Annotated in this window: 22 protein-coding genes; 12 read left to right on the forward strand and 10 right to left on the reverse strand. The window is 40.2% G+C overall.

The window, feature by feature from the left end:
• Positions 1 to 247: 247 nt before the first annotated feature.
• A complete protein-coding gene (locus OC538_RS14105; protein ID WP_262176540.1) occupies positions 248 to 1,369 on the forward strand; it encodes a hypothetical protein in 1,122 nt (373 codons plus the stop codon).
• A gap of 186 nt (positions 1,370 to 1,555) precedes the next feature.
• Here the strand turns inward: OC538_RS14105 and OC538_RS14110 are convergent, their stop codons facing one another.
• Genes OC538_RS14110 through OC538_RS14120 form a run of 3 tightly spaced genes read right to left on the reverse strand, consistent with a single transcriptional unit; the run spans position 1,556 to position 5,061 of the window.
• Complete coding sequence (locus OC538_RS14110) at positions 1,556 to 2,317, reverse strand: hypothetical protein (protein ID WP_262176544.1); 762 nt, start codon at positions 2,315 to 2,317, stop codon at positions 1,556 to 1,558.
• The gene (locus tag OC538_RS14115; RefSeq protein ID WP_262176549.1) at positions 2,307 to 3,161 is read right to left on the reverse strand and encodes a hypothetical protein; all 855 of its coding nucleotides are present in this window, start codon (positions 3,159 to 3,161) and stop codon (positions 2,307 to 2,309) included. Before OC538_RS14115 ends, OC538_RS14110 begins: the two co-directional genes overlap by 11 nt.
• Before the next feature lies 1 nt (position 3,162).
• Entirely contained in the window at positions 3,163 to 5,061 is a 1,899-nt protein-coding gene (locus OC538_RS14120; RefSeq protein WP_262176553.1) for a hypothetical protein, read from the reverse strand.
• Positions 5,062 to 5,393: 332 nt separating this feature from the next.
• Between OC538_RS14120 and OC538_RS14125 the strand changes: the two genes are divergently transcribed.
• From OC538_RS14125 to OC538_RS14135, 3 genes are all read left to right on the forward strand, one after another.
• Positions 5,394 to 6,275 (forward strand): hypothetical protein, encoded by an 882-nt coding sequence (locus OC538_RS14125; RefSeq protein WP_262176557.1) that lies wholly within the window; start codon positions 5,394 to 5,396, stop codon positions 6,273 to 6,275.
• Positions 6,276 to 6,402: 127 nt separating this feature from the next.
• Positions 6,403 to 8,376, forward strand: coding sequence for a DUF262 domain-containing protein (locus OC538_RS14130; protein WP_262176561.1), 1,974 nt, complete (start codon positions 6,403 to 6,405; stop codon positions 8,374 to 8,376).
• 64 nt (positions 8,377 to 8,440) lie between these two features.
• Positions 8,441 to 8,869: a hypothetical protein gene (locus tag OC538_RS14135; RefSeq protein ID WP_262176566.1), complete on the forward strand. Its 429-nt coding sequence runs from the start codon at positions 8,441 to 8,443 to the stop codon at positions 8,867 to 8,869.
• A gap of 146 nt (positions 8,870 to 9,015) precedes the next feature.
• Here OC538_RS14135 and OC538_RS14140 read toward each other — a convergent pair whose 3' ends face one another.
• Together OC538_RS14140 and OC538_RS14145 are read right to left on the reverse strand one after the other, a co-directional pair.
• The gene (locus OC538_RS14140; protein ID WP_262176569.1) at positions 9,016 to 11,445 is read right to left on the reverse strand and encodes a DEAD/DEAH box helicase family protein; all 2,430 of its coding nucleotides are present in this window, start codon (positions 11,443 to 11,445) and stop codon (positions 9,016 to 9,018) included.
• On the reverse strand, positions 11,438 to 11,764 hold the full coding sequence (locus tag OC538_RS14145) for a nucleoside triphosphate pyrophosphohydrolase (protein ID WP_262176574.1): 327 nt from the start codon (positions 11,762 to 11,764) through the stop codon (positions 11,438 to 11,440). The genes OC538_RS14140 and OC538_RS14145 overlap by 8 nt, the downstream gene beginning before the upstream one ends.
• A gap of 219 nt (positions 11,765 to 11,983) precedes the next feature.
• Here OC538_RS14145 and OC538_RS14150 point away from each other — a divergent pair, with 219 nt between their 5' ends.
• From OC538_RS14150 to OC538_RS14160, 3 genes are all read left to right on the forward strand, one after another.
• Positions 11,984 to 12,691: a hypothetical protein gene (locus OC538_RS14150; protein ID WP_262176578.1), complete on the forward strand. Its 708-nt coding sequence runs from the start codon at positions 11,984 to 11,986 to the stop codon at positions 12,689 to 12,691.
• 185 nt (positions 12,692 to 12,876) lie between these two features.
• A complete protein-coding gene (locus OC538_RS14155) occupies positions 12,877 to 14,439 on the forward strand; it encodes a hypothetical protein (RefSeq protein ID WP_262176582.1) in 1,563 nt (520 codons plus the stop codon).
• Positions 14,440 to 14,456: 17 nt separating this feature from the next.
• Positions 14,457 to 15,356 carry a methylamine utilization protein MauJ gene (locus OC538_RS14160; protein WP_262176587.1) on the forward strand — a complete coding sequence of 300 codons (900 nt, stop codon included), beginning with the start codon at positions 14,457 to 14,459 and terminating at the stop codon, positions 15,354 to 15,356.
• A 30-nt stretch (positions 15,357 to 15,386) separates the two neighbouring features.
• Here OC538_RS14160 and OC538_RS14165 read toward each other — a convergent pair whose 3' ends face one another.
• The gene (locus OC538_RS14165) at positions 15,387 to 15,530 is read right to left on the reverse strand and encodes a hypothetical protein (RefSeq protein ID WP_262176590.1); all 144 of its coding nucleotides are present in this window, start codon (positions 15,528 to 15,530) and stop codon (positions 15,387 to 15,389) included.
• A 175-nt stretch (positions 15,531 to 15,705) separates the two neighbouring features.
• A complete protein-coding gene (locus tag OC538_RS14170; RefSeq protein WP_262176594.1) occupies positions 15,706 to 16,749 on the reverse strand; it encodes a DUF4236 domain-containing protein in 1,044 nt (347 codons plus the stop codon).
• A gap of 290 nt (positions 16,750 to 17,039) precedes the next feature.
• Between OC538_RS14170 and OC538_RS14175 the strand changes: the two genes are divergently transcribed.
• The 4 genes from OC538_RS14175 to OC538_RS14190 all read left to right on the forward strand — a co-directional run bounded on the left by OC538_RS14175 (position 17,040) and on the right by OC538_RS14190 (position 23,191).
• On the forward strand, positions 17,040 to 19,745 hold the full coding sequence (locus OC538_RS14175) for a hypothetical protein (RefSeq protein WP_262176599.1): 2,706 nt from the start codon (positions 17,040 to 17,042) through the stop codon (positions 19,743 to 19,745).
• Positions 19,738 to 20,652 (forward strand): 3'-5' exonuclease, encoded by a 915-nt coding sequence (locus OC538_RS14180; protein WP_262176602.1) that lies wholly within the window; start codon positions 19,738 to 19,740, stop codon positions 20,650 to 20,652. The genes OC538_RS14175 and OC538_RS14180 overlap by 8 nt, the downstream gene beginning before the upstream one ends.
• Before the next feature lie 63 nt (positions 20,653 to 20,715).
• A complete protein-coding gene (locus tag OC538_RS14185) occupies positions 20,716 to 21,702 on the forward strand; it encodes a tetratricopeptide repeat protein (protein ID WP_262176606.1) in 987 nt (328 codons plus the stop codon).
• Positions 21,703 to 21,823: 121 nt separating this feature from the next.
• Complete coding sequence (locus tag OC538_RS14190) at positions 21,824 to 23,191, forward strand: M20/M25/M40 family metallo-hydrolase (RefSeq protein WP_262176609.1); 1,368 nt, start codon at positions 21,824 to 21,826, stop codon at positions 23,189 to 23,191.
• 230 nt (positions 23,192 to 23,421) lie between these two features.
• Here OC538_RS14190 and OC538_RS14195 read toward each other — a convergent pair whose 3' ends face one another.
• The 3 genes from OC538_RS14195 to OC538_RS14205 all read right to left on the reverse strand — a co-directional run bounded on the left by OC538_RS14195 (position 23,422) and on the right by OC538_RS14205 (position 24,084).
• On the reverse strand, positions 23,422 to 23,550 hold the full coding sequence (locus tag OC538_RS14195; protein ID WP_239431882.1) for a YvrJ family protein: 129 nt from the start codon (positions 23,548 to 23,550) through the stop codon (positions 23,422 to 23,424).
• 64 nt (positions 23,551 to 23,614) lie between these two features.
• Positions 23,615 to 23,833: a DUF2922 domain-containing protein gene (locus tag OC538_RS14200; RefSeq protein WP_262176620.1), complete on the reverse strand. Its 219-nt coding sequence runs from the start codon at positions 23,831 to 23,833 to the stop codon at positions 23,615 to 23,617.
• Between the two features lie 32 nt (positions 23,834 to 23,865).
• Positions 23,866 to 24,084 (reverse strand): DUF1659 domain-containing protein, encoded by a 219-nt coding sequence (locus OC538_RS14205; RefSeq protein WP_251696093.1) that lies wholly within the window; start codon positions 24,082 to 24,084, stop codon positions 23,866 to 23,868.
• 266 nt (positions 24,085 to 24,350) lie between these two features.
• On the opposite strand from OC538_RS14205, the gene OC538_RS14210 reads away from it, so the two are divergent.
• Positions 24,351 to 24,626 carry a hypothetical protein gene (locus tag OC538_RS14210; protein ID WP_262176625.1) on the forward strand — a complete coding sequence of 92 codons (276 nt, stop codon included), beginning with the start codon at positions 24,351 to 24,353 and terminating at the stop codon, positions 24,624 to 24,626.
• Positions 24,627 to 24,702 lie beyond the last annotated feature (76 nt).

Raw genomic sequence — 24,702 nt, forward strand, 5'->3', positions numbered from 1 at the left:
ATTATGTTTTTATAAAAATAGGTACCAGGCAACGAACAATTGTGAATTGCGGGTGCCTGGTACCTCACATCAATTCCAGTTTCATCAACTTGAATATTTGGTGTTTTCCGGTCACCACCATGTCGCACTTTTTATGTAAAAGTAGAGTGATTCACCAGTGAGCATGATAAATAATGCGTAGTAAAAAAGACTTGTGTATGATCTCCTGCTATAGGTATAATTTATATAGAAATGGAGTGAAATAAAAGTGAGTAAAGTTTTAACTTCTATGTTTCTAGCGTCATTTATTGTTTTATTAACTGGATGTGATTCAGAAGAAAAGTATCAAAATACAAATGTAATTACTACGGTAGAAAAGTATCGAAATGCAATTACTGCGATAGAAAATCAATATTGGAATCAGGCCGTATTAGTATTAAATAAACTACCAGAAGACTATGAGGACGTTTCAGTATTAAATGCTTACGCTAATGCCAGATTGCATTATTCTATGTATGATGAAAACAACAATTATAAAAGTAATGCTGATGCATTAGTTGCATTGGAGAGCATCCCTACGAATTATGAAGGGGAGTTTGCAAGTAGCATTAATGACTTTAAAAATGAAGTGATTGAAATGGAATTCAATTATCTAAAGAATAAACTAGTTAAATTTGTGCGTAACGGAAATGAATCCATGGAAGAGGTAAATGAAATAAAAGAACAATTATCGTTATATGTTTCCAATGAGGAAAAGGAAATTATTGATATCTATTCAGAAATATTTATTAAAAAGTTAAATACCGAATCTGCCATACATAAACTCGAGAAAATCCCCAAGGAATACAATGGAATCCTTCAGAAAGAAATTGAGGCAATGCGGAAGATATTTGCTCGACAACAAGAAGCAATAGAGAAAACAATAAACTTATCAGAGCAGAAGAAATATGAGGAAGCTTGGAAAACCATTGGGAAGATTAATTGGTTATTTAATGATCCTGAATTTAAGGCATTATTGTCTTATAACATTGCTATGGACTATAAAGTTAGGGGAGATAAGAAAAAGGCCATAGAAGAAATAATGGAAATTCCAGACGATTATAATGGAGTCTTTGTTGATAAAATAACAAAGTTTAAGGAGTTAAATAAGTCGGAAATAAGTGAAGTTAAAAGTGAAGAAAGAAGAACGGAACGCTTAGTTGAAAAATGGGAAGCAATGAAGGAACCTTCAATTGGAATGTCTGCTTCGGATGTTAAGTCATCCAGATGGGGAAAGCCGATGCGTGTCAATAAAACAACGATAAAATATGGTGTAAGAGAACAATGGGTATATTCTGGCAATAGATATTTATATTTAGAGGACGGTTTTGTGACAGCTATACAGGAATAGTATAGAAAATAATTCTTCAGATTCATTGATCCAACGGTTGAATTCGTTACTACAATGTTGGAGAGGAGCCAGTCTCTTGCAATGGAAAAGACACAGTTAGTTTCATAATAGGACTATCAAAAATAATCCATCCTTTTATTGTGACAAACTCAATAGGATGGATTATTTCATTTCAGACATTATCTGTTAAACTAGTACACCAAGCTCCACAACATTCACATAATAACTAAGATACTCTATAAAGATCTCCTTAAGCTCCTCCTTCTCCAACATAGGAGACAACACCACAGGATAGCTCTTATTAAACTCCAACAGGACTTGTCGTCCAACCCGAACATCATCACCTAAGTCATCTCGCCCCGTTATTTTTTTCTTTAATACACTGGAAAGCCCTAATTCATCGACAATCGACAAGATATTAAAGACGAATTGTTTATTGCGGAAAACCTCGTATTTAATCATATAGTTAAAGAGATCAAGGTTATCGACGATGACCTCATAGTAGTGTTTGCGTGTTGCTTCGTCTTCGACTAGGTCGGTTATATATTCAGCTCCGATTACGGTTTTGTAAATGTAATTTTCCCAGTCGAAGCTCTTCAGCACAATGTTGTTGAAGTTCGTAATGCTTTCTGTAATCTCTGGGTATTCTCGTAGCAAGAAATCACGTTTCTTCAAGACGAGCAACGAGTGCCAAAACTGCTCGTCAAAGTGTAATTCACGATTGCTATCTAGATAGTGGTTGCCGACTGTCTCGAATGCTTCTAGAAACAATTGCTTCCTGGCTTCTTCACTTCTTTTCGCCATATAGATGGGGAAGTCAGGTGCTTCTTTTATATAGACCGTTTCATCAGTGAAGTAGTCATCGTTGTTTTCGATCGTGTCATTTAAGAAGTCATTGTAGAATTGTTCGTTTTTCTTGTAGCTTTTGTTTAGCAGTTTAATCTCCACTTGCTTCCAATCCTTTCACAGCTGTTGCATATTTTTCAATGACGCGGTCGGAAATTTTGTAGATCACTTCGTCGAGCGAATCGACATCTAGTTCGTATACCATCTTCGCTTTCATGAGTCGATACAGCTTGGCGTCTAGCTGGTCCGTTGGCAATTCTACATCGTCTAGATAGACATGACCGTCGTCGCCATAATCAGGATTGGTCGCGAAACGGTGTAAGGCTTTCTGAAGTCCCATATAGATGTACGGGTTATTTAACGTTCCGCTCATCGGCATGCCAGCGAACTGCAGATCTTCAATTTTGTAATGAATGATAATCGTTTCACTGCCGAGTTCTACTTTAATATCAGAATTCAACGTAGCGTCAATCTTCCGTTCAAATAAGTCGAACGGTTTTGTGGAGCTGCCTTCAAAAATGACGGTATTCGAAAAGCCGAGTAGTGCATGTTTCGGAACGACGATGTCGTCTTTGAATTCTTGATAGAAACCGTTTATATCTTCATTTTCCCGGAATGAAATGTCTGTTGTTGCTTGAATACTCATTTGGATGGACGTTCGTGTGTTGATTGATAAACGAGATTTTGCAATTTCGATGGAACGCTCACTTGGTTGCAGTTTGAAGAATTTATTATCCTTGGATTGGATAATTAAGAACAGCTGAGCATGCTTTCGAGCGAGTAGCTGTTGTAAAAACTCGGATTCTACTTCGTATTCGATATCGAATCGATACGTATCGGTATTTTCCTTTAGATCAACGTTCAACGTAAATCCGCCGCTCTCATAGCTGTTCGACGTATTCGTTAACACCGGGTAAGGGAAATTGGCATCCTTTTTGTAAATCATTTTACACCTCTACATAATAGACGAACTTTAATGCGCGGTTGTAGTTGTTTTTCAGATCGAAAGTCAACTCAGCTACGCCTTGATTGATCGTCACGTGATTTATTTTATTGTTGTTGAGTGGGCATGTTGCACCTGTGGATTTATCGATGACTTGAATGAAATTGTCTTTCAGTTTGAATGCGCTTCTATATTCCTGGCCCATCCCATCAATAATGGAAATGCTGACGTTGCATGTGGAAGCTTTCTTAACTTCGTCATTGCTAGAAAGATTGAATCGGACGATTTCTTTATTGCCCATAAGCAAGCGCTCTACAGTGTTCGGATGAACGTTGAAAATGCTAACGGGCTTGTCATCGTTTGTATCGGTATCACCCTTAGATCTATCCCTTTTCACCGGTTTGATCAGCTTTGGCGGTGTCAATTTGGCAGGGTCTCCAGGTTTTTTCTTTCCTTTTTGAGGAGGTAAATCATCATCCAGTTTGACGACGGGTTTCTTCTTATCGATGACAACAGCTCCCATTGCTTTCGACAATTCTTGCTTAAACTGGATTTCAGAAACGTACAGCAAGTCTTTTGTATCCATTTTGCCATCTGTTGGGTTATGCTCTTTCACCGCTTCGTCAATGACGGCAGTCATCGCTTTCGACAAGTTGTTAATGAATCGCTTCGCTCGTTTTTGCAGCACGGGATCTTTAATGTGATCATGTGTGAGCTCAGTATGCGACTCGTTTTCTAGTGATTTCAAGTACGCATCTTCTTTCATTCCGCCGATTATGACTGCATTGAAAGGTTGATTCGCTTTGTTCTTCACTTTTTTGTCTTCAATTTTCATTCCAATTGTTCTGACAATCGCGACTCTACCTTTTGGTATTTCCTCATCGTAACGGAAATACAGGTTGAATTCGTAATCGTCTTTGCCGTCCGATACTTGAAGTGTGCGGGCAGGCTGTTCTAAATAAGTACTCACATAGAGTGGAGTGAATACTTGTTTCATGTCCGCAACTTTTTGCGTGTAGTACTCAGGATTTTTCACATATTCCTGAATGTTGTCGGCGTTAATCTTTCTGCCATTGACGTCGACTTCTAATTTATTCAGAAGGATTGAAACAAAGAAGCTGTCGCACACACTGCGAATGATTTCCGTTTCATCGCTATATTCTTTTCGTAAGAACGGAATGATGATCTTCAAGCCGCGCGTTTTCTTTTCGAACACTTCATGGAAGTTGTTCTCGAAAGGATAGAACTTTGTTTTATTGGCATCTAGATATGTAATATCGGCGAAGTAACCTGTAGAACGGTAACTTTGACCTTGATAGTCGTGCTCAATCAGCTGGACCGTACCGCCTAAATGCTGATCTCCGTTGGCATCACAGTTTGCAAAGTACATCACATTTAAATCTGAAGCGGCGTTGGAAGCAATTTTACCAACTCCGTGAGACCCGCCGCGAGAAGTTTCTACAGCAGCATCCTCTTCCTCTGAATGGACCCCTTTGTTGTATGCGTATATTGCCCATGTGTCTTTGGGTGAATGACTCTGGCCGTTTTTAGCGCCACTCAAGCCTCTCGTATTGGAGTCTTCGAAAGAGATATAGTGTACCTCTTTTTCCTCAGACGTTTTAACCATATGTTCAATTGCTTCTTTTGTATAACTATTACGACCTTTCAAGCAATGAATCCGTTCGATGACTTCGGCAATGCCTGGGACCTCTTTCTTTTTGATTGTTCCTGTTGTAATTGTGAACTTTACTGGACCTTCATAGCCAAGCAATCGTCCATCCAATGAGTTCTGGATGTTTTCACGAATGAGCCCAGCTACTTTTAAGTTATAAAAACGTTCTAGTATTTTATTGAAATTGGATTCTTCTATATTAGGAATCGGGGAGAACTGCCAATAGGACATACTGCACCTCACATGCTTTTTCATATTGTATTCGTAATGTCTTGGATCTAAGACATATAGTTAAAGTATATAGGAGAAGGGGAGGAGGATCAATGTACCTTGTAGTAATGTTTTAGGTAAGTTCACCCATTATACACCAGTAGAGTTATGGTAATTTGTTCGCGTTGGGACTGACACGATACTAAAAATATTCATAAACTAATTATCCCTCGTTGTGGTACATTTAATTTAAAACTTTCACTCTACTCCTATCGATTCCATCAAATTCCATGTTAGACTATAACCAAATAGGGATTTGGTTGGAAAAAACGATGGAGAAGGGGAGTTTCATTATGATAATTGATAGGGCTATTTTTAGGAATAGGAGTAATGAAGAGGTTGTGACACTAGAGTCGATAACTGGCCACCCTGATTACTTAACAGTAAAAGAGAATTTATATTGTGCTTTCCCAAACTGTAATTGTAGATTAGTATACGTTCCTGAGGGGGTTAAGGTAGCATATTTTAAAAAGTGGAAAGGCTATGATCATGTTGACGATTGTCCATTTTATAGGGAAACTATAAAGGGGGCAAAATCCTTTCGTATCATTGGCAAGCATGTTTCCAGGTTGCGAGATGGACATGTGAAAAATGTATTGAATGAAACGTTTGACAGATATAACGAAACTTACGAGGAACGTGCAAAGAGGTTGGAAAAACAAAACTCCAATGCTAGGAAAAGGAAAAACAGAGTAATCGAGCGACAAGACTCTATGGACTTTGAGGATGTTATCTTAACGCTCCCTACAACTTCTATAAATGTGGAAGAAGTTAAGGAAGGAGTCAGAAATCCCACTGTTAGAAAGAGAATGTCGATATTAGACTTTGACTTTTCGGATATTGGATTGACGATCAGTACCGTAGGATTTTTAAGGGATGTTCGTATACAGGAAAAGTTTTCACTCATCAGTTTAGTAGATAAGCACCAGCGGGCAATTTTCCCACTTTATCTAGAAGAGGCATTTTATGAAAACTCCTCTCTAATTATCAGTTCTATGATCGAGGGATTAAAACAACTCAATGAAAAGAGTGAAGATGAAATAATTGTTACGGTAATTGGGGAAGTGGTTTTTAGAGATGGCCAGTTTGGTATGCTCGTAATGGATGAAAAGAAATTGCATTTTAACCGGATGCGTTTACCTTCTCTTATATTGTCGGGAACCACTTTGTTTTGACTTAACCCGAAGAAGTATGATAGCCGAGCTAATTGCAAGGTGCTGTGAATGTGTTCACGTTCTCGTTTGTTGTCTGAATAAATGGTACAATGTTACATATCAGAAATCAAAGGGGGATGTTGAATCAATGAAAGCCAGTGAAACAAACCTTCAAGAAATCATCGAAGGAACGAAGCAATATATCATTCCAATGTTTCAACGTACATATAGCTGGATTGAAAAACAATGGAGGCAGCTATGGGACGATTTAATAGATTTGATCGACGATGGTCAAAGTTCATCGCATTTTATCGGGTCTATAGTTTCTATTCCCCTTAATGCAAATACACATGGTGTGCAACAGTTTTTAGTTATTGATGGACAGCAGAGGATGACTACGCTGCTTATTTTGCTAATTGCTGTCAGAGATGCCGCAGTAGAGTATGGGGAGCAGAATTTAGCTGATGAAATCCATAATACTTTATTGATTAATAGCTATAAGTCAGGAGAGGAAAAGTACAAGTTCCTTCCAACCCAGGTAGATAAGGAGATTTTTAAGAAACTTGTTAACAAGGAATCATTAGAGGGCCAAGAAGATTCTTTAATAGTTAAATCTTATCGTTTTTATTCCTCGATAATCAATCAAAAGCAAGACCTTTCAACTCTGAAAAACACCATTACTTTCAACTTATCGATTGTAAGCATTGTGCTCTCTCCTGATGACAATCCGTATCTAGTGTTTGAGAGTTTAAATGCTAAGGGACAACCTCTTACCCAAGCGGATTTAATTAGGAATTACTTATTCATGCGAATACCTGCCAATGAGCAGGAAGATTGTTATCTTCGTTATTGGCTACCGATGCAAAATAAATTAGGTGGAAACCTAACTGAATTCATTCGTCATTTTCTCTTAGGCGTAAATATCAATGTAAAGCAAAATGATGTGTATGTCAGGTTTAAAGAAATGGTGGATGGCCTGGATGTAATAGAATTCCTGAAAAAGATTGCTTCTTTCGCGGATAATTATGCAAAATTACTATCCCCTACATTGGAGCATAATATGAAAATCCGTGCAATGCTGGAGAGGATCAATGAATTCGAAGCAAAAACGGCTTACCCTTTCCTTTTGTACATTTATCGGGATTATAAAAAAGAAAAATATAATGAGAAAGAGCTTGTTTGTATTTTACAGATTGTTGAGAATTTTCTCTTAAGACGTTTTGTTTGTGGGATCGATTCAAAGCCATTAAATAAGTTATTCGCTGCTCTTTACAATCAAATAAGCACTTATGATGCAACGGACTCTGTTTTGGAGCTAACGGCTTATTTACAAAACCGGGGATATCCAAAAGACGGGGAAGTAGTAGCCTCACTAAAAGAAGTCCAGCTCTATGGGCAAGGGGATCGTCGTAAGAAGGGATCCTTTATTTTAAAAGCAATTGAAAGATCGTATCTTCATAAAGAAGAAGTTAATTTAACAAGTACATCAATCGAACATATAATGCCACAAACATTGACGGACAAATGGATAGAAGAGTTGGGAGACAATGCAGAGTATGTTCACTCCCATTATCTGCACACGTTAGGCAACTTGACGTTAACTGCATATAATTCTGAGCTGTCGAATGAGTCATTTTCTGTGAAAAAGAAGTCCTTCAAGATGAGCAATATACAGCTGAATAAAGAATTGTCGACGTTCGAAAAATGGGATCAAAATGCTATTAAACAACGTGCAAGCATATTGAGTGAACGGTTTGTTGAAATATGGCCTTACTTTGGAAAAATGGAGAATGAGGCTAAAAAAGTTACAGGTAGTTCGCCCAGACTGTTAATAATTAACAAAACGTCCTATCCGGTGAAGACATGGCGAGAAGTAATGGAAAGAACTATATTAACTGTTTATGAAAATTCTACACAAGATTACGAGACGATCATGAATAAAAATCCTGGTTTCCTTTCAATTAAAGGAAATGATATGAGGAATCCGAAGAAAATTTCAAACGGTCATTACATGGAAGCAAATCTCAGCGCCCAAGCTATTTACAATTTTTGTTTGAAGGTTTTAGACGACATAGGTGCTGATAAAGAAATTTGGCATGTAGAAACAGAGTTGAAGTCGTAGTGAGTGTTTGTACTAGAATATGGTACTTGAAGTTCAATTAAATTTAATAGTAGGAGGTATTCGTATGAGTCCGAATGAAGATGGTTCTCAACAGGAGAACTTATCATTGATTAAAGAAGCATTCTTATTCTTACAAAACGAAGATATTGACATTTCACTTGAAGATGTGGAAAATATTATGCAATTTTCCCCTCGTGTTAAAGAGTTATTTGAAAAAGCAACTGAATTATCGCATGACTCCGGGCAAAATGTATTTGACATTATAAAAAAAATAATCTCAGTTTATGAAGAAGAGTTAAAGAGAGAGGACCTTACGTTTGAACAAAGGACAGCCATTTATGAACGTATTGACAAACATGCATTAAATGCAATGCAGCAGGATGATAATAATAAAAATTTTATAGGTGGAGCAATTGGAGTGGTACTAACAGTATTAGTGGGTGGTGCAATAAAGTTTGGTCCTAAAATAATTAATTCTATAGTTAAAAAGTAATTCATCTATTTAACTTTTAAAAATGGGTACCTGTACGTGAAACCGTTCAGATTATGAACTACAATCACAAAAGAAATAGGAAGCTAATCATATCAGTACATGATTGGCTCCCTTTTGCATATTTTTAGTACACAATGGTTACGCATTCAATTCTGCTTAACCATAACCTTTTTTTTCCTCTCAAAATTCCAATGCAATCGATACTCACAAATCTCCTTCATCCACCCAAACAGTATTTCATCATGCTCTTTTGCCACCTCTTTCTGCGGGGAGAAAATTCCGTCTTCAAATTGGATCAGACCCTTAGAAGTGCCACTCCACTTTGTCATTGGCATAGTCTCAATGAGCTTAGCAACTTTGGCCTCATCATAATCATGTAATGCCAGTCCTTGCTTATCGGCCAGGTCTGCATCTCTGCGATAAGGCTTCTCCATCAGATAAGCATGAAAGAAAGGTGCCGCTTCTATCGCTGTAACCGGCTTATACCAATCGGCAACCCCTCTTGAAAGCATATACTTCAGCAATACCATCTTATAGCTTTTGTTCATGCCGGTACGGTTCATTTCAATCAGCCAGCCTTTATGCTGCTTTAACACTTCGGTTTCTAGTTCATTCAACTCCCCAGCGTGTTCCAAGAGGACAGGGTAGGTTTTGAACTTCTGTTGAATCGCTTTTGAATCCTCTTTTGCCTTTAAATGATATTCCAAGTAAGAAGGCCGATGACCGAGCTCTTCTTTTAATTCAAAATAAGCATTGATTAATCGCTGCTGAATCGGTTCGTTCTGTTTCATGGCTTCCAGTAAATCGATGACGGCAGTTTCGAAATGGAATTCGAAATAGGTCGGTTCCGTAAATGTTTCACTGCTAATTTTGGCAGGCAGTTCATTGTCATCTGCGAATACTTTATATTTCTGGCGTGCATTACGGTAATTTCCAATGAGATCGATGATTGTACAATGTGATTTGCCGGCCGCAAGTCGCAGTCCGCGTCCGATTTGTTGAGTGAAGACGGTAAGTGATTCCGTTTGACGAGCGAACAACAATGTATCTACAGAAGGGATATCGACACCTTCATTGAATAAATCGACTGTGAAGATGATGTCGAGTTGCCCGGATTCTAGCATGCACTTGGCGGCAGTCCGGGTCTCCCTGTCTGTGTTGCCATGAAGGGCGAGTGAGCGGTGGCCTGCTTGCTGGAAATGCTCACTTAGGAAAACGGCTTGCCGGATGGACGAGCAGAATCCGATTGTGCGGCTCTGTTTATGCTCCTTCCAAGGTGTCAGCACAGCTTCCGAATAACTGTCACGTATTTGAAGACGGAGCAGTTCCTCTTCGTCGTACCGATTGTTACGCCATTTCAATTGGCTGTAATCCGTTTCATCTAATACGCCGTAATAGATGAAAGGGGATAGCCAGTTTTGCCGGATGGCGTCCAGGAAGTGGATGGATATGGCTTCGTTGCCGTCACACAAGCTATAGACGTCCTTGTTGTCCAATCTGTCAGGTGTTGCGGTCAGGCCAAGCAGGAACTTCGGTATGAAATGACCCAATACCTTTTCATATGTAGGGGCAGCGGCATGATGAAATTCATCGACGACAATCAAGTCGAACGCAGTCGGTTCAAAACGCTGCAAATGATGTCGCATAGCAAGTGTCTGAATTGAAGCGAAAACGAAATCTGCGTCATTCTCCTTTTGCTGACCGTTATAAATTCCGCTTGTTCTGTCAGGGAATACATGCTTGAAAGATTGCTGTGCTTGCAAGAGTAGCTCCTCGCGATGTGCGATAAAAAGGACTTTTGGATAGGCTTGGGCAAAGAACGCAGCCAAGTACGTCTTGCCGAGCCCCGTTGCAAGTACAACCAAAGCTTTTTCATATCCAGCTTCTACTGTTTCATTCAACGCGTCCAATGCGAGTTGCTGTGCTGGGCGCGGTTCTAGGCTAGTTGATTCATAAGAAGATGCTGGGTCTGCAACTTGGTCATCCAAGATAGTTGCTCCGAATGTCATTTCAAGCTCGGTTTTTGAATCATACACAGCGCTGAACGGCAATTTCCAGTTTGTTTCATCGTATCTAGTCCTGTATTTTGCAATCTGTTCATTGTTGATCTGGACAGTGTTCGGCGACAAAAAGAGATTCATGAACTCATGGGCAGCCGTTTCAAATATTTCCGCATCAACGGTGGATGGGGCATATAGGTTCCATTCGATGCCGCTCGTTAGTGCAGACTTCGACAAATTGGAAGATCCAACGATGACAGTGGCACTATCCGTTGATTTAAATAAATAAGCTTTCGGATGAAATGAAGTGCCGCCGCTTTCCATCATGCGGATCTCGGCAGTAGGGATCTCATCTATCAGCAATTGAAGCGCATCTGGTTGGGTGATGGACAAATAATCGCCAGTCAGTATTTTAATATCCGCCCCGCGCAATACTGCCTCCCGTAAGACAGGTAACACTTCCTTTACACCAGACTTCATAAGAAATGCCGTCATCCAGTAGATTGTGTCAGCTTCAGCAGTAAGTTTCTTCAAGTCATCCAACAAGTTCTGTGTAAGTAAGCGCAGCTTAGTCATCTTCTACTTCCACTAAAAAGATCCGTTCCTCGAAACCGCCGCGTTTAGCGGCTTTCTCCGAACGGACTGCCTCCAGTTCTTCCACTGTCACTCCGTGAAACTTCGCTGCAGCGTGAATCAATTCCAACAAATCAGCCAGCTCCTCAACGGCATCATCAGAAGCGATAGCGCCTTCATATTCCGCCAATTCCTCATGCATCTTCTTGTTCACTTCCGTTATGTATTGTGAGTCGTCCAATAGATACGTTACACACGTCTTCCCGTCCTTCTCGATAATTTGTGGGATGAGGTCACGTACAAGTTTATTGTAGATAGGCATATGAATTTCTCCTTTAAGGTGCAATTTTCTATATTTTAGCATAGAGGTTAAATTTGCAGTCGATAAACATCTTCTGTCATACGTATTCCATGGAATGAATTTCTCCAACTAACTTGCACACTCTTCCTCACTACCATAGAGCTGTGTGGGTTTTCAAGCGTCGTTGACTATAGATAGTAGAGTAAATAATATACTACTATAAACAGGGAGGACAACAAAATGGCAGCAGCTTTTCAACCAATACATGGTGTCATCAATAGTAAAGATCTGGAGTTAGGAGTGGACTATACAATCGTTTCTATGCATTGTATGAGTTTCGATACTCTAGATTGGAATGAAGATTTGGAAGACGACTACTCTGATGAGCAAGACTTCGATGAATTGGAAGTAGTTGATAAAAAGTGCGGCATTAATAGTTTGAATTTTTTTCGTTCCAAAAAGATTAACAATGCACACCGACAGTTATTAATGGAGGAACTTGGAAAACTTGGTTGTGAGTATTACATCCATGAAACACCCTTTATTCCAAATTCAAATTTTTATTTGCCAAAGCAACCCATCGAACTAATAGCCGCGTATACGTTTGGACTTGGAGTAGTTCAAATTTTGAAGGGGAAATATAAGGGCGAGTATATGTTATATAACTACGAGAAAATGGATGCTTCGGATTTAGTAGAAGAAGATAAGCATAATGAACAAATGAGGCTACGTTTGTATTTTCAATATAAGAGCCCCTTTGCCTTCTACGATAAGTATGTCAATGAGCTAATTAGAAATAATTGGTATCTTGCATCTATACTAATTGTGAAACATAAACAATACATGAGGGATTTTTTCCTAACTGTTGCTGCTTATCATCGAGAGAAGGAAGAAGGTAGCATACATCTAGATACGGCGCGGATGATTCGAGGGATGAAACTAGAGTAACAAATAATAGACAGATCTCAATGCTTTTTGAGATTTGTCTTTTTCAAAATTCAGGGTCGGAAAATAAATAATAGTTCGTTAACTTTAATTATGATATGGTAAAATTAAACTGCTATCTATTTAAACAGGTGGAATAGCTGTATTGGCTTCTTCTTTACAAAGAGAATCAATTGTGGGGGATTATTATGTTAAAGTCTAAAATTGAACTTTATAGCTCGGAACGAGTAGGCCGCATTCATAGTGATATTGAATTTTTGTCAGAGTTAGTTTGCTTGTCTCATTTGGGAATCAAAAAAGGGGAGAAAACAGCAGAATTCCATGATTCATCCATTCGTTTATTAAACTATATAATCGAAACCGAAAATGCTTCACTTGCTTTATTACTAACAAAAACCTTATTTGAAATCCAAGAGCATGCTAAATTTTACTTGTCAGCAAATGCAACGAATGTCAGGCAACTTTGTGACCTTGTCTTAATCCAGTTTAGCGATTCGGAGGCGGAAATTTATTATTATGTAATGTGTTTGCTTAACTATTATGATGAATCTATAAGTGGAGTTTTTCAATCCCATGAAAAGTCAATAGGGGAAACTAATATTCAATCGATACTTTCGGCAAAAATAAATGAAATGGACGGGAATCTTTATGAGAGCTATGACCTGAAGCTGACAATGGAATTACTACATAGTTATTTAATTATTAATTTTGAGTCCGTTCATCCATTATTGTTAGATATGCTTTCAGATTGGGATCGATTTGAAAAAGATTTATCTCAAGAAAATCTATCCAAATTACTGTGGTATGGCTTCATCTTAAATCAGGAACAACTTTTGAAAGATGTAATTGTTGATTACGATGATAGATTGAAAAGCGATTTATGGTCAATTCGTTTTTATAGGTATATTAAGCAAAATCTATCCAAAAAAGAAGGATTGGATTTTGATAAGATACAACGTACCATTGTCCGATTTAAAAAGGAAAAGATATTTTCATCTAAAGAAAAAGAAGTGATTGCTGACAAGCTCCATTCCTTATTTGAAGAAAAGAGGAATAAGGTTACGAATAGGAAAGATAAAGGGACTAAGATAACCAAAAGCGTAGTCAGACTTTCGTCGTATAATATTCCAAGTAGTATGAAATTAAGTGATATAAAGCATATAGTCAAGGTTGAACTTGCCGTATATGAAAACAAGGAAATGCAAAAGGTTATTAAAACAATCCCTGTCTTGGCATTAACAGATAATAAAAAGACAGCTGTCTTTGTTAATAAGCCAATGATAAAACAGATAAAAGAAGAGGCAAAGCCGGGATTTATACTAATTGAAGGAGACTTGAAAGAAAAAAATAAGAATAAGAAAAACAATAAAGCGTCGTTAAAGATAATAACCAATGGTGGTAAAAGATTAGAAGGCGTTAAACTTTTTACTTGGCCATCAACGGAAATATCTGGAAAAGAGTTGGCGCCAGAAAGCGATTCCAATGGTTTAAATGAAAAAAGTGATTTGCGCAAAATGGGCTATCAAATTACAGATTTAACAAGGGAGAAGAGGTGGGCAGTATTACAACGAGCCGTTCCAGCATTGGGCTTAAGAAGGATAGCCTACACGATTGCCGGGTTTGTGAAGATGCGAAAAGGCCAAAGAAATGGGCATAAAAAATTTAGATACGCGATTGCAGAATGGGAATATGATTTACAAAGATTAAAGAACAAGTATTATAAAAAGGATTTTAATTGGCCGACAACTTAAAATGAAGAGGTGAAACGATGGATAGATTTATGAGGGTTTCAAAAAGATGGTATCAAAAAGCATCAGACGCTAATGATAGTTTTGATCAATTTATCAGTATTTGGATATCCTTTAACGCTATATATGGGCGGAGAAACGGTCAGGAGTTTTCAAAGATAAAATCAATCATTAATGATTTTGATAATGCTGCAGTTCGCAATATTTTATCGTGTGAAGAAGTCCAGTTTTTCTGTAATATCGAGCCTTCCATAAAGTTTTTAGGTAAACACCAAGAAGTTCTAAATACTTCTGATTCACAAGAGAGATTAAAAAGTAATTTAACTCGTAACCCAAAGGAAGCTTTATTTAACTTAATGTTCATTTTAAATAAAGTGAGGAACAATTTATTTCATGGCGATAAAAGAATCGAGAGCAGTAGAGATGTTGATATTGTAAAGCATGCTTATCCGATTGTCAGGGAAATCGTCAAAAGCCATTTGAGCGTTGATGAAAACATGGATCCGGTTATTGTAGAAACTTCGCAAAACCATTCCGTTGAGAAGAAATTACTGGAAAAAATTGAAGGCCTTAAAATAGAATTATCAAATGTGCTAAATGGCTATGAGTTAATCCCAAGAAACAAAAAACATCCAATTTCTATTTTATTGGATAGAACTAACATACAGGGGAATGCAATTGAAATGGGTGTTCTTTCACCACAACAAATGGAAGAAATTCGTTATGACTTGTTAAATCTATACAATCAAAACAAACCAGAAGTCTTAATAGATACAGAAGAAGTCTACCATTTTGTTGATAAAAGGATGAAAGAAGTAATTGAGAGTGGCTGTACTGAAAGGGGTTTAAGACAGTTCTATATGGAGTTTATTGAATTACAGGAAAAATATTATGATAAGGGGTATGATTTTAAACGGTAATGCTTACCCAGCATTACCGTTTATAGGTTATCATTGGAATTTCAATTGTCTAAGAAACTGCCGCCGTACATTATCTTGATGATTGGGTGTATGTAAATACGTGACACACGTCTTACCGTCCTTCTCGATAATTTGTGGGATGAGGTCACGGAAAAGTTTATTGTAAATAGGCATATGATTTTCTCCTTTGAGTACAATTCTCTGTATTTTAGCATATAGGTTAGCGGCTCGAATGGATAAATTGGAAAGGTGACATATCCACTTATGAACTACTGCATGATGTAGCTTGCTACAAGAAAGACAACTGGACAGCCGATCATACGATTCAATGATTGACTGTCCATTCAAATTAAAGCTCCTCCACCAACCGAAACCCCTTTGTCTTCAGATGATTCATATGATGTTCAAACGTCTTAATCATTTCAGAGCAATCGATGACATCAAATAGCATACCATCTAGTTCTTCTCGACTTATACGTGTAGAAACGATGCATCCTTTCGTAGGCAGTTCATCTGCCTGGCTATAATCGTATGCATGGATGAGGACCTTTTCTGCCGGGAGGATGGCGAAAACTTCTCTCGCTATCCGGATGATGCAACTGCAGACATAGTCTTGATAGAGTGTGAAATAATTGGTTTTGCCCATCTTTCTTCGTGATAGATTGCCTTTTGCAGTAAGTGATAACACCTCTGTCGGCACAGTTTCTTGATTGCCGGTTTGGTAATAGGCTGTCAGCTCTCCGTTGTTGAATTTTTTGCCGCCTAATTGTTCAATGTCCTCGAAAGGGTGATAGGTGTGGAGAGCTCTGAGCCAAGCTTCTTCATTCCCGTCCAATACCTCTGCGGCTAATTCCCGTTTTGCTTGTTTTTTAGTCAATAGAAGCTGATTTTGCTTAACTGCGTCAGCGAGTTTCTTTTCGAGGGTGCGTTTTTGGGCTTCGCCGCGCTTAAGCAGTCGGCTTATCCATGACGGTTTGAAGACGGCAAGTTCTTGGCGGATCCGTTCCGCATTTGGTCCACTGCCTCCAAACGCCTCCAAATCCTCCTTGACAATACCATCCCAGTCCACTGGATCCTCCGATTCCAGGTGGATGGAGATGAGCATGTTGACGTATGAGTTATACGCTTCCACTTCTTTAGCATCGGTGGGGGAAGCGGTCGCCTTATTAGGAATCGTCTCATAGGCAGTGCGCTGTGGTCGCTTTTTCCGTTTCGTTAATTGCTCTGAGTATGAAAGACCTGTCCCGGGAATGCCGACATTGGCACGGACACCTCGTTTCCCGACCGTCACCGAAGCTCCGCGCCGGCCGATCGACGTGCTGACTCCGCTTTTACTAACATTCAAACGGACACCGGGTGCAATTTTGATCCGTTTTTGAAATCGAAACCCCATTTTAATCCACCTTCCTATTTTTCATGTATTACTTTCCATTATTCTAATCATAATGAAGTGCTAGTTTAATTTCAAAATAACTATTTCCGAAATCCAAAGAGCTCATCGATCAGATGACCTGAGACTTGTCTGGGGCTTTTTTAATTACGGAAAATTAAGGAATTAATCGAGTGAATCAGGTATAATGTAGGAGTGAACCAAGGTTAAAAAGATGGACTAATAGATTATGAGTGGGTGAAATAATGAAACTTTTCGGGTTCTTATCTACTAAGCGAGAGGATATAGCAACAGTGAAACAGGTACTAGAAGAAGCGCGAGTGGAAAACGTTCCTGCCGCAGCTGATCCGGATATCCGATATTACCAGCTGCAGAATCAGCAACTCTATTATGACTTGGAAATGAAAGATCAAGCGAACAAGAAATTGATTGCTGAACAAAAGAAGTATGAGGAACTCGCTAGGAAGAAATCCGTTGAAATGGATAGCCTAAAAGGAATCATCCGCCAGCTCGAAGCAAAAAATGCAGAACTTGCCGTGCGGCCCACTCAACAAGAACTTGCCGAGAAAGATGTGCATATTCAGCGGTTAGCATTGCGGCTGAAAGAGGTTGGGCAGGGGGTGGTCTCTAAAGATGCCTATGAACTGGCACAATCGGAAACAATAAAGGTTGAGCAAAGACTTCAAATGATGACCGCTGCGGCAGAGCAGCTGAAAGCTAAGGCTGATCGGCTTGAGGTGGAAGTCAACTCGAGAACGCCAAAAGCCATACATATGGAATTGGAGAAAAAATACGCTGTACTGCAATTTAGCCATTCGTTAAGAATGTTGGAAAACAATCGATTGGCTCAGCTTCTAGATGAAACAGAAAAGAAATTTAACCAGTTACAACAGGTCATCAAAGAGATGGAGATGCCAACATCTGTTACAGGCGAACAAGCTGCGACCATGGTGGATGAAATAGCGAGTGCAGAGAATACGGTCGATGATATTGGCTATAAGGAAGATGTTTTAGCCGTCCTTGAAGAAGCGATTGCTGTACAGCTTGAGTTGGAAGAAGAGGAAAATGAATACTTCGCGCCACCAACTCATTTACCGACAGGACAGGTAAATGATCAACCGCTGCTTGCCGAGAAGGAAATTGATGAAAATCAGATGTTGCAGTCGATGTCCGAAATGATGCTGACGACGATGTCTGCTTTAGAAGAGGCGAAGGTTCCTGAAGAGTCTATAGCTCCTTCATTCCCGGCTTATAGTGAGTCCTCATTTCTACCGCGTGACGACAAGTCGGAATATGGATTTCTGTTTAAAGTAATTAGCAAAATAAAGTCTTTGATCAGACCAATTCGGAAAATAGATTTTGACAGTACAGATAAGGTGGATCACGCATCGGCATTTGCGGAAGGAATCATCCGGAAACGCTCATACGAACATAATCGTCGTCTGCAGGGGGTTGAAGATAAGCCTTATGTGGCGCGTGTCGATTACGTCACGAAGAGCGGCGCTGAAACGATGTACATCGGGGATCAAAGCATCGATGGATATGTGACCTCTTGGAAGGCGGAAGCAGCCTCGCTCTATTATTTGCGGACAGTCGGCCAACCGATTACCCATAAGACTCTCGGTGATGTCATCGTCGATTATATCCGACAAATTGATATACGGAGTGGTAGTATCAATAAGCTCCATCCGCCGCTCACCGCATCAAGTCAATACTTCCAAGATGAAGGATTGGTGTCAGCGCTTTCGGAAAAACGGGGAGTGGACATGCAGGCAATTGTAGCGACATTGCAGCGCGAGCAATATGAAATCATCCGACTCCCTATGACAAAACCGATTATTATCCAAGGTTCAGCGGGAAGTGGGAAGTCTGCCATCGCCCTCCACCGATTAAGCTATCTGTTATATAAATACGAAGATCTTTCACCGGAGCGCGTGGCTATACTAGGGCCGAATGATGCGTTCTTAGCTCATATTAAAAACGTACTTCCTACCCTTGGGGACATCGGTATTAAACAGATGACATTTCTCAAAATGGGTTGTGACATTCTTGGACTTTCTGAGTCCGGCATCAAACGTCATAGCGTTGAAGATCTCGAACTCATCAAAACAAAAGGTTCCTTGGAATTTCAAGCAATTGTACAGAGAAAAACGATGGGCACATTCAACGATCTCCGAATTTGGGCAAAACCGGTGACAGCCGATTCAATTGCCGTTCCGATTCTACCGATTTTGCGAGAGATGGAAAGATATCCTGACTTGTCTCTAAAAGAAAGGGAAAATCTCTACTTCAACTTCTTCTTGAAAAGCGTGCAGAAAGAGATGAGGGAACGAAATGAAGTATCCCGAGAATGGAAGCAATGGGTACGGAACGAGGCGAAAGAGATCGAGAAGCAGGAAACTACTAGTTTGTCGCTCATCCAGACTAATTTCATTTCAGAGAGAATTGCCGAACTGGGGGAGCAGTGGAAGTGGATGAAACTGGTTGATTTTCAAGCTGAAGATCCTTCAACAGGGACAAAAAAGAAGGCGGATGCGAGTCGTCTACAGTTCATCGCAGCGATCCAACATGCCATCCAATTGAAATTGGACGATCACGGAGTAAACCTGAAAGGCTGGATTTCCCAAGTGGTGGACGAGTCACTCCTCTCAGACGACTGGCATAAGCATATGAAGCGGAAAATGCGGGAACAGAGAGAAGTTGTACTTCTTCAGTATATCGTTGCGCAACGTGAAGAAGTATTTAGTACGGCTGGTTTGACTGAGAATACTGCCGTTAAAGCACAGCTCGAAGAAGTTCAGGCACGTCTGTTGCAGGAATTTACGGCGGAAAAACAGGACTTTTTTAAAAAAACGGAAAGACATGATCCAACAAGCACTGTATACAGAAAGTCTTGCAGCAATAGAACGTGCCTATTACCGACAGGTTACAGCTGCATTAAAAGAGCAGTACAATCTCCAATACAGCTTCAATCACCAGTATTCGGGATTTGTGTTTGAAGATGAGCTAGAACTATCCGCTACTGAAGAGAAAAAATTTCGAAATTACGTGAAGAAGAATTTGAAAGCTGACCTCGTTGGCTGTTATGAAGCTGCGGTTCAAGCTGCAAAAGATCAAGGGTTGCTGCCGGCAGCATACAACAGTGCAAGTGCCATGTATTATGAAGACTTGCCGGCACTTCTGCATATTGACAGGCTTCTGAACGGTCCTCCAAAAGATCATTTGCTGTCCTACTTGATTATCGACGAAGCGCAGGATTATATGCCATACGAAATCACGGAGTTGCATGCACTTACCAAAAGGAACGGCATCATGCTCATAGGAGATCTTGGGCAGAACCTAAACCGGGCCAATACGCTACGAGACTGGAATGTATTAGGAGAATTGATTGGCGACCTCTCGCTATACGAGCTGAAAGCGACTTACCGTTCGACAGCCCAAATTGTAGAGGTGAGCAATGAAATCATCGGGCCGTTCGCTACCGGCAAATATTCACTCTCAGCAGAGACTTTCCGGGACGGTGAGCCGGTTGAATTTGTAGAGTTCACTCCTGACAAGGAAGAAGAGGAATTGATTCAAATCCTGGAGCAAGCCGTCTTCGATAGCAAGTATGAACCGGTAGCCGTCATTGTGAAAGATGAATCGATGATCGAGCGGTACCATTATATGATCGATCCATATTTCTCTGTCGCTATACAGACTGCGGGTAAACTGCCAACAGGTACAAAGGTAGTCATCACCACTCCTTCCGCTGTTAAGGGACTCGAATTCGAAGCGGTCGTCATTGTCCGTTTCAGCGATTATGAACCAACTGATGATGACCGTAAATTAGCCTACGTCGCGACAAGTAGGGCATTGCACCAGCTATACATTATGGTGGAAAAAGGGAAGGCCAGTTTGATTTAGTCTGGCTGTATCATGCCGAAGGATCTTACTCTTTTTGATTCGAATGAGAATGGGGGAGTGTATATGAATCGCGTATTGCTGACAGATGAAGAACGATTACAAGCACTTTACAAGAAATTAAGAGAATCAAGGCGCAGTGGGCCTATCGGTTTCAGTGCGCCGCTAGCACAATTATCGTATCGAATTTTGCAATTGGAACGAAAGTTGAAAATCCATGATCCGGTCAGACGATACGATTGCATCGGCATCATGATGGAACAAGCCTATTATATGAAGACTGAACAGAAAGACCGCCATGTTGCAAAGCTTACATTCGAGCAGATTTTACGGCTGGATCCGCATAACCCTGAAGCGAATTACCGTTATGCCTTTCTCCATTATGAAGATGGGGAGTGGGTCAAAGCCATCCGATTTTTCAAAGCAGCGATCCAGGATAATTCCTCAGATTTTCCCTTAGCGAAAGATCAGATTGTGAAGGCGAATCTGTTCATCAGTTATTGTGCGATGATGCTTGTAAAGGAATCCATGCGTACCGTGGAAGACTTAAAGTCAGATAAAAAGCTAGATACGGAAGGCGTCAGCATAGATGAACTTACCGCTAATGTGAAAACCTTGTTGGCGCAGACTGAATATAGGTTGGTGAGCAATGAGGGTGAAGAGTTCATTTCAAAAGTGAGGTATGAAGAACTTGAATCGAACGTTGAGTCAGGCGCAATATGGCTTGATATGACTTTGGATCAGCCTTATGTAAAAAGCGGCTACCAGAGTAAGGAAATATCCCGCCTGAACGGAATTTTGCTGAAGAGATTGCTGTTGAAATCAGCTAAACAAGAAACGCTCGCTTTGGCTGAGATTTCTGGCTACCAGGAAGAATTTGTAGCTGAAAGTCATGATGTCAGCTGGGAGAATTATCGGCAAAAGATCCGTCGACTCAATCAGAGACTAAGTGACGTCGGGCTTCCAGTACAGTTCATCCAACATGTTACTGGCACTCAAAGTTATAAGATTGAACCATGTAAATTTTCAATCATCGAAAATGAAGCCAACTAATATCGCAAAAAATCCCTCTACTCAGTAGCGGGATTTTTCTTTGCAGTAACTTATTCGTGTGACAGGGGTGTCACAGTCATCTCCGTATACTTTGGGTATCAAAAGAAACGGAGATGATGAGATGACGAAGAAGTGGAATGCATTATTAAACGGCTATGGATATGAAGTGACTGAAGTAAATGAAGGGCAATTTGATTTATGCAATCTTACCCGGCAAAATCAGCGTTTCCTAGTTACACTTTTAGAGAAGTTGTCGATCAGTGTGTCTGTTTCAGAAACGATTCTTACGATACATGGAGAACCCGTGGCGGAAGAAAATTGGATAGGCCATTTAGAGACATATGTTGATGGCAGAAGTGGGTCCAGCTATGGACCTACTGAAATCCCATTGGATACGATCGACGTGTACATTGCGGGGATTGTCATGCAACTGAATCGGCTAGGTTGTGTAATGACCTATTCATGTGATGGCCACGAGCGGAGAAAGCCTGTCCTTTATTTTGCAACGGCGGGATTTGCACGAATGGCGAAAAGCATACTGGAATATTGCGGACTGAACATCAAACGAAGAGGCGCGAAACTAACAATCTACATAGATCGGAAAAACCTGCCGGGTATCGCTGTGCAACTTTCCGGATTCTCGCTTGAACTTGCTGAGAAAATTCATCAAGAACAAAATGAACTTGTCAGTGAAAAGTCGTTTAACGAGACGCTGGAAAAAGTCCTTGCCATACCCGGGGAAAGTGGGGAAGAGGAATGGATCCGGGAATTTGTAATCCAAAAACTGAAACCTTTAACAGATCGAATCGAAGTGGATCATTATGGGAACATCGTGGCAGTAAAAAGGTTCGGACCAGGCCCAACTGTATTGTTGAATGCGCACTTGGATACGTATGAATCGATTGCCGATGGGCGTGAAATTATTAAAACAGGAGATATCTGGTCGAGCAGTGATGGGATTTTAGGGGCCGATGACCGGGCAGGTGTAAACGTTGTGTTGGCTGCTGCCAAATCGGTTGGAAACAGTCAATTTAACGGAACGGTCAAATTCATCTTTACTGTACAGGAGGAAATAGGACTTCTTGGTGCACGGCAAGTTACGAAATCAATTCTTTGGGATGTCGATATGGCATTTGTCATCGACCGGCGGGGCACGCATGATATCGTCACTTCCAGAGGTGGAGTCGATCTGTTTTGCACACCCGCTTTTGGAAATGCGCTTGAAGGAATCGCCCGGAGATCTGGTGACCGCAGATGGCGGACTGTTGAAGGCGGATCCAGCGATACGTATATATGGGCCCAGAGCGGAATTGAAAGTGTGAATCTATCAGTTGGATATGCGAATGAGCACACGGATAATGAGACATTGGATGTGAAGGCTTGCTATGGAACCTATCAGTTCATTATGGAAATATTGAATGAGTGCCGTCAACTTGCTAGATTGAACGGGCATTCTAATCGTCTGACAGGAAGAAAAGCAGCTAATTGAAAAACGGTTTAACAGTGAAGTGAATTCACAAGCTTCCAAGAGTGGCGCAACGGATGTGCTATGCTAAGCACATTTTCAAGACGATTCCACATCGCGTTAAAATGCCCACAACCAAAGAATTGAATGAGGGCGTGGATTACAATTTAATTTTCTGAATTAAAATTTGGAAATAGGTACCAGGCACCCAATCAATTCTTAATTGCGCGGGTGCCTGGTACCTTTATTTAAGTTCAATTCACTTTCAAAGAAACAAGTGCATTGTGTATGGCCTCGAGTTTCGTTTCAAGCCGGTGCAAGAGATAAAAAGATACAAAGATCGGAAATCCGATTTGTTGTATAAAATTTAGCCATTGTTCCATTTTGAATTCGCCTCCTCAATTTTAATGATAAAAGGCTCCCCAGCCAAGCCGGAGAGCCTTATTCTTATGCTTTTACAAGATCATCTACGGTGCGTTCGATAATGCGGGCGCCTTTTACGGTTGCAAGAAAAGAGCCATCCACTTCAAACACCTGTGAATTGATAATCTCCTGCATGGCTGCCTCCACCTCGGCTGGCGTCAATCCAGCTTTTGGCTCGTCCACTGTTAGGGATGTTTGTTTTCCCGCAGCAGTCGTGAAGTTTAATTGTAACGTTTTCGCCATTCCTCATCTCCCCTTTCTACTTAGTTTTCTACTTAGTTCATAATGTCTCCTGTTTCTACCCTTTCTGCTCCGATTAATGGATATTCGGAGAGCTGTGCCAATTGTGTAAGGGCGTTGTGTAGGTTGTCAGCCGTCGCCCCTTCTGCGATGTTACGGTAGGATTTCGATTTTCGGATCAATTTCCCATCCTCCGTCATCCCGCCATCGAAGTACACCTTTCCTACTGCATTTTTGAATTCGATTGTCGCCATTTGCTTTCCCCCCTTTCACATACTATATAGATTTGAAATGATGAAAAGGATACTATCTTCATGAATTTATTCAAAAAAGATTTTAAAGGTTATTTCCGTTGCAAGGCTCTCATTTACATTTGGACTGTTTTAGAACGGTATCTATTTAATTTATTTTCACTTTGATTTCATCGGTAAATACATATAAGATATACTTCTGTACTTCTAAGATTTGCAGAAGAAGGATGGACTGATATCAAGAATAAATGATGTAACGGAGGCTGCTTATGAATTATAGAATCAGTAACAAGCAAGTATTTGAACAAGCACAGATGCGTTCGGTTTCAGATGTACCGTTTACTGAGGAAGAACGTCAAAATGGCATGAAACTTGTAGTTTCTAAGGTGGATAATACGCTGGCTTTGTATTTGGTGGAGATAGATGGTCATAAGAAGTTTGAGGTTCGTTGGGACGATTCGCACGAGATCTTCACCGGCTGGTATTCCGCGTGGGAAAACTTCACTTGGTGTCTAAATGTCGCAGGCAACTCAGTGACTAATTAAAATCGTTTGCAGCGCCAGGTTAGGTTTTAGTCGAATTTTAAATTGCTTCGGAAACTTGCGCTCTTCGGTCTGGTAT

This window comes from Saccharococcus sp. Marseille-Q5394, from assembly GCF_946901335.1.
In the GTDB taxonomy this organism is placed as follows: domain Bacteria; phylum Bacillota; class Bacilli; order Bacillales_A; family Planococcaceae; genus Sporosarcina; species Sporosarcina luteola_C.

Excerpts from the sequence above, each read along its gene's own strand:
- OC538_RS14115 (WP_262176549.1), bottom strand. The coding sequence starts at position 3,161 with ATGATTTACAAAAAGGATGCCAATTTCCCTTACCCGGTGTTAACGAAT.
- OC538_RS14120 (WP_262176553.1), bottom strand. The coding sequence starts at position 5,061 with ATGTCCTATTGGCAGTTCTCCCCGATTCCTAATATAGAAGAATCCAAT.
- OC538_RS14125 (WP_262176557.1), top strand. The coding sequence starts at position 5,394 with ATGATAATTGATAGGGCTATTTTTAGGAATAGGAGTAATGAAGAGGTT.
- OC538_RS14130 (WP_262176561.1), top strand. The coding sequence starts at position 6,403 with ATGAAAGCCAGTGAAACAAACCTTCAAGAAATCATCGAAGGAACGAAG.
- OC538_RS14135 (WP_262176566.1), top strand. The coding sequence starts at position 8,441 with ATGAGTCCGAATGAAGATGGTTCTCAACAGGAGAACTTATCATTGATT.
- OC538_RS14140 (WP_262176569.1), bottom strand. The coding sequence starts at position 11,445 with ATGACTAAGCTGCGCTTACTTACACAGAACTTGTTGGATGACTTGAAG.
- OC538_RS14145 (WP_262176574.1), bottom strand. The coding sequence starts at position 11,764 with ATGCCTATCTACAATAAACTTGTACGTGACCTCATCCCACAAATTATC.
- OC538_RS14150 (WP_262176578.1), top strand. The coding sequence starts at position 11,984 with ATGGCAGCAGCTTTTCAACCAATACATGGTGTCATCAATAGTAAAGAT.
- OC538_RS14155 (WP_262176582.1), top strand. The coding sequence starts at position 12,877 with ATGTTAAAGTCTAAAATTGAACTTTATAGCTCGGAACGAGTAGGCCGC.
- OC538_RS14160 (WP_262176587.1), top strand. The coding sequence starts at position 14,457 with ATGGATAGATTTATGAGGGTTTCAAAAAGATGGTATCAAAAAGCATCA.
- OC538_RS14165 (WP_262176590.1), bottom strand. The coding sequence starts at position 15,530 with ATGCCTATTTACAATAAACTTTTCCGTGACCTCATCCCACAAATTATC.
- OC538_RS14170 (WP_262176594.1), bottom strand. The coding sequence starts at position 16,749 with ATGGGGTTTCGATTTCAAAAACGGATCAAAATTGCACCCGGTGTCCGT.
- OC538_RS14185 (WP_262176606.1), top strand. The coding sequence starts at position 20,716 with ATGAATCGCGTATTGCTGACAGATGAAGAACGATTACAAGCACTTTAC.
- OC538_RS14190 (WP_262176609.1), top strand. The coding sequence starts at position 21,824 with ATGACGAAGAAGTGGAATGCATTATTAAACGGCTATGGATATGAAGTG.
- OC538_RS14195 (WP_239431882.1), bottom strand. The coding sequence starts at position 23,550 with ATGGAACAATGGCTAAATTTTATACAACAAATCGGATTTCCGATCTTT.
- OC538_RS14200 (WP_262176620.1), bottom strand. The coding sequence starts at position 23,833 with ATGGCGAAAACGTTACAATTAAACTTCACGACTGCTGCGGGAAAACAA.
- OC538_RS14205 (WP_251696093.1), bottom strand. The coding sequence starts at position 24,084 with ATGGCGACAATCGAATTCAAAAATGCAGTAGGAAAGGTGTACTTCGAT.
- OC538_RS14210 (WP_262176625.1), top strand. The coding sequence starts at position 24,351 with ATGAATTATAGAATCAGTAACAAGCAAGTATTTGAACAAGCACAGATG.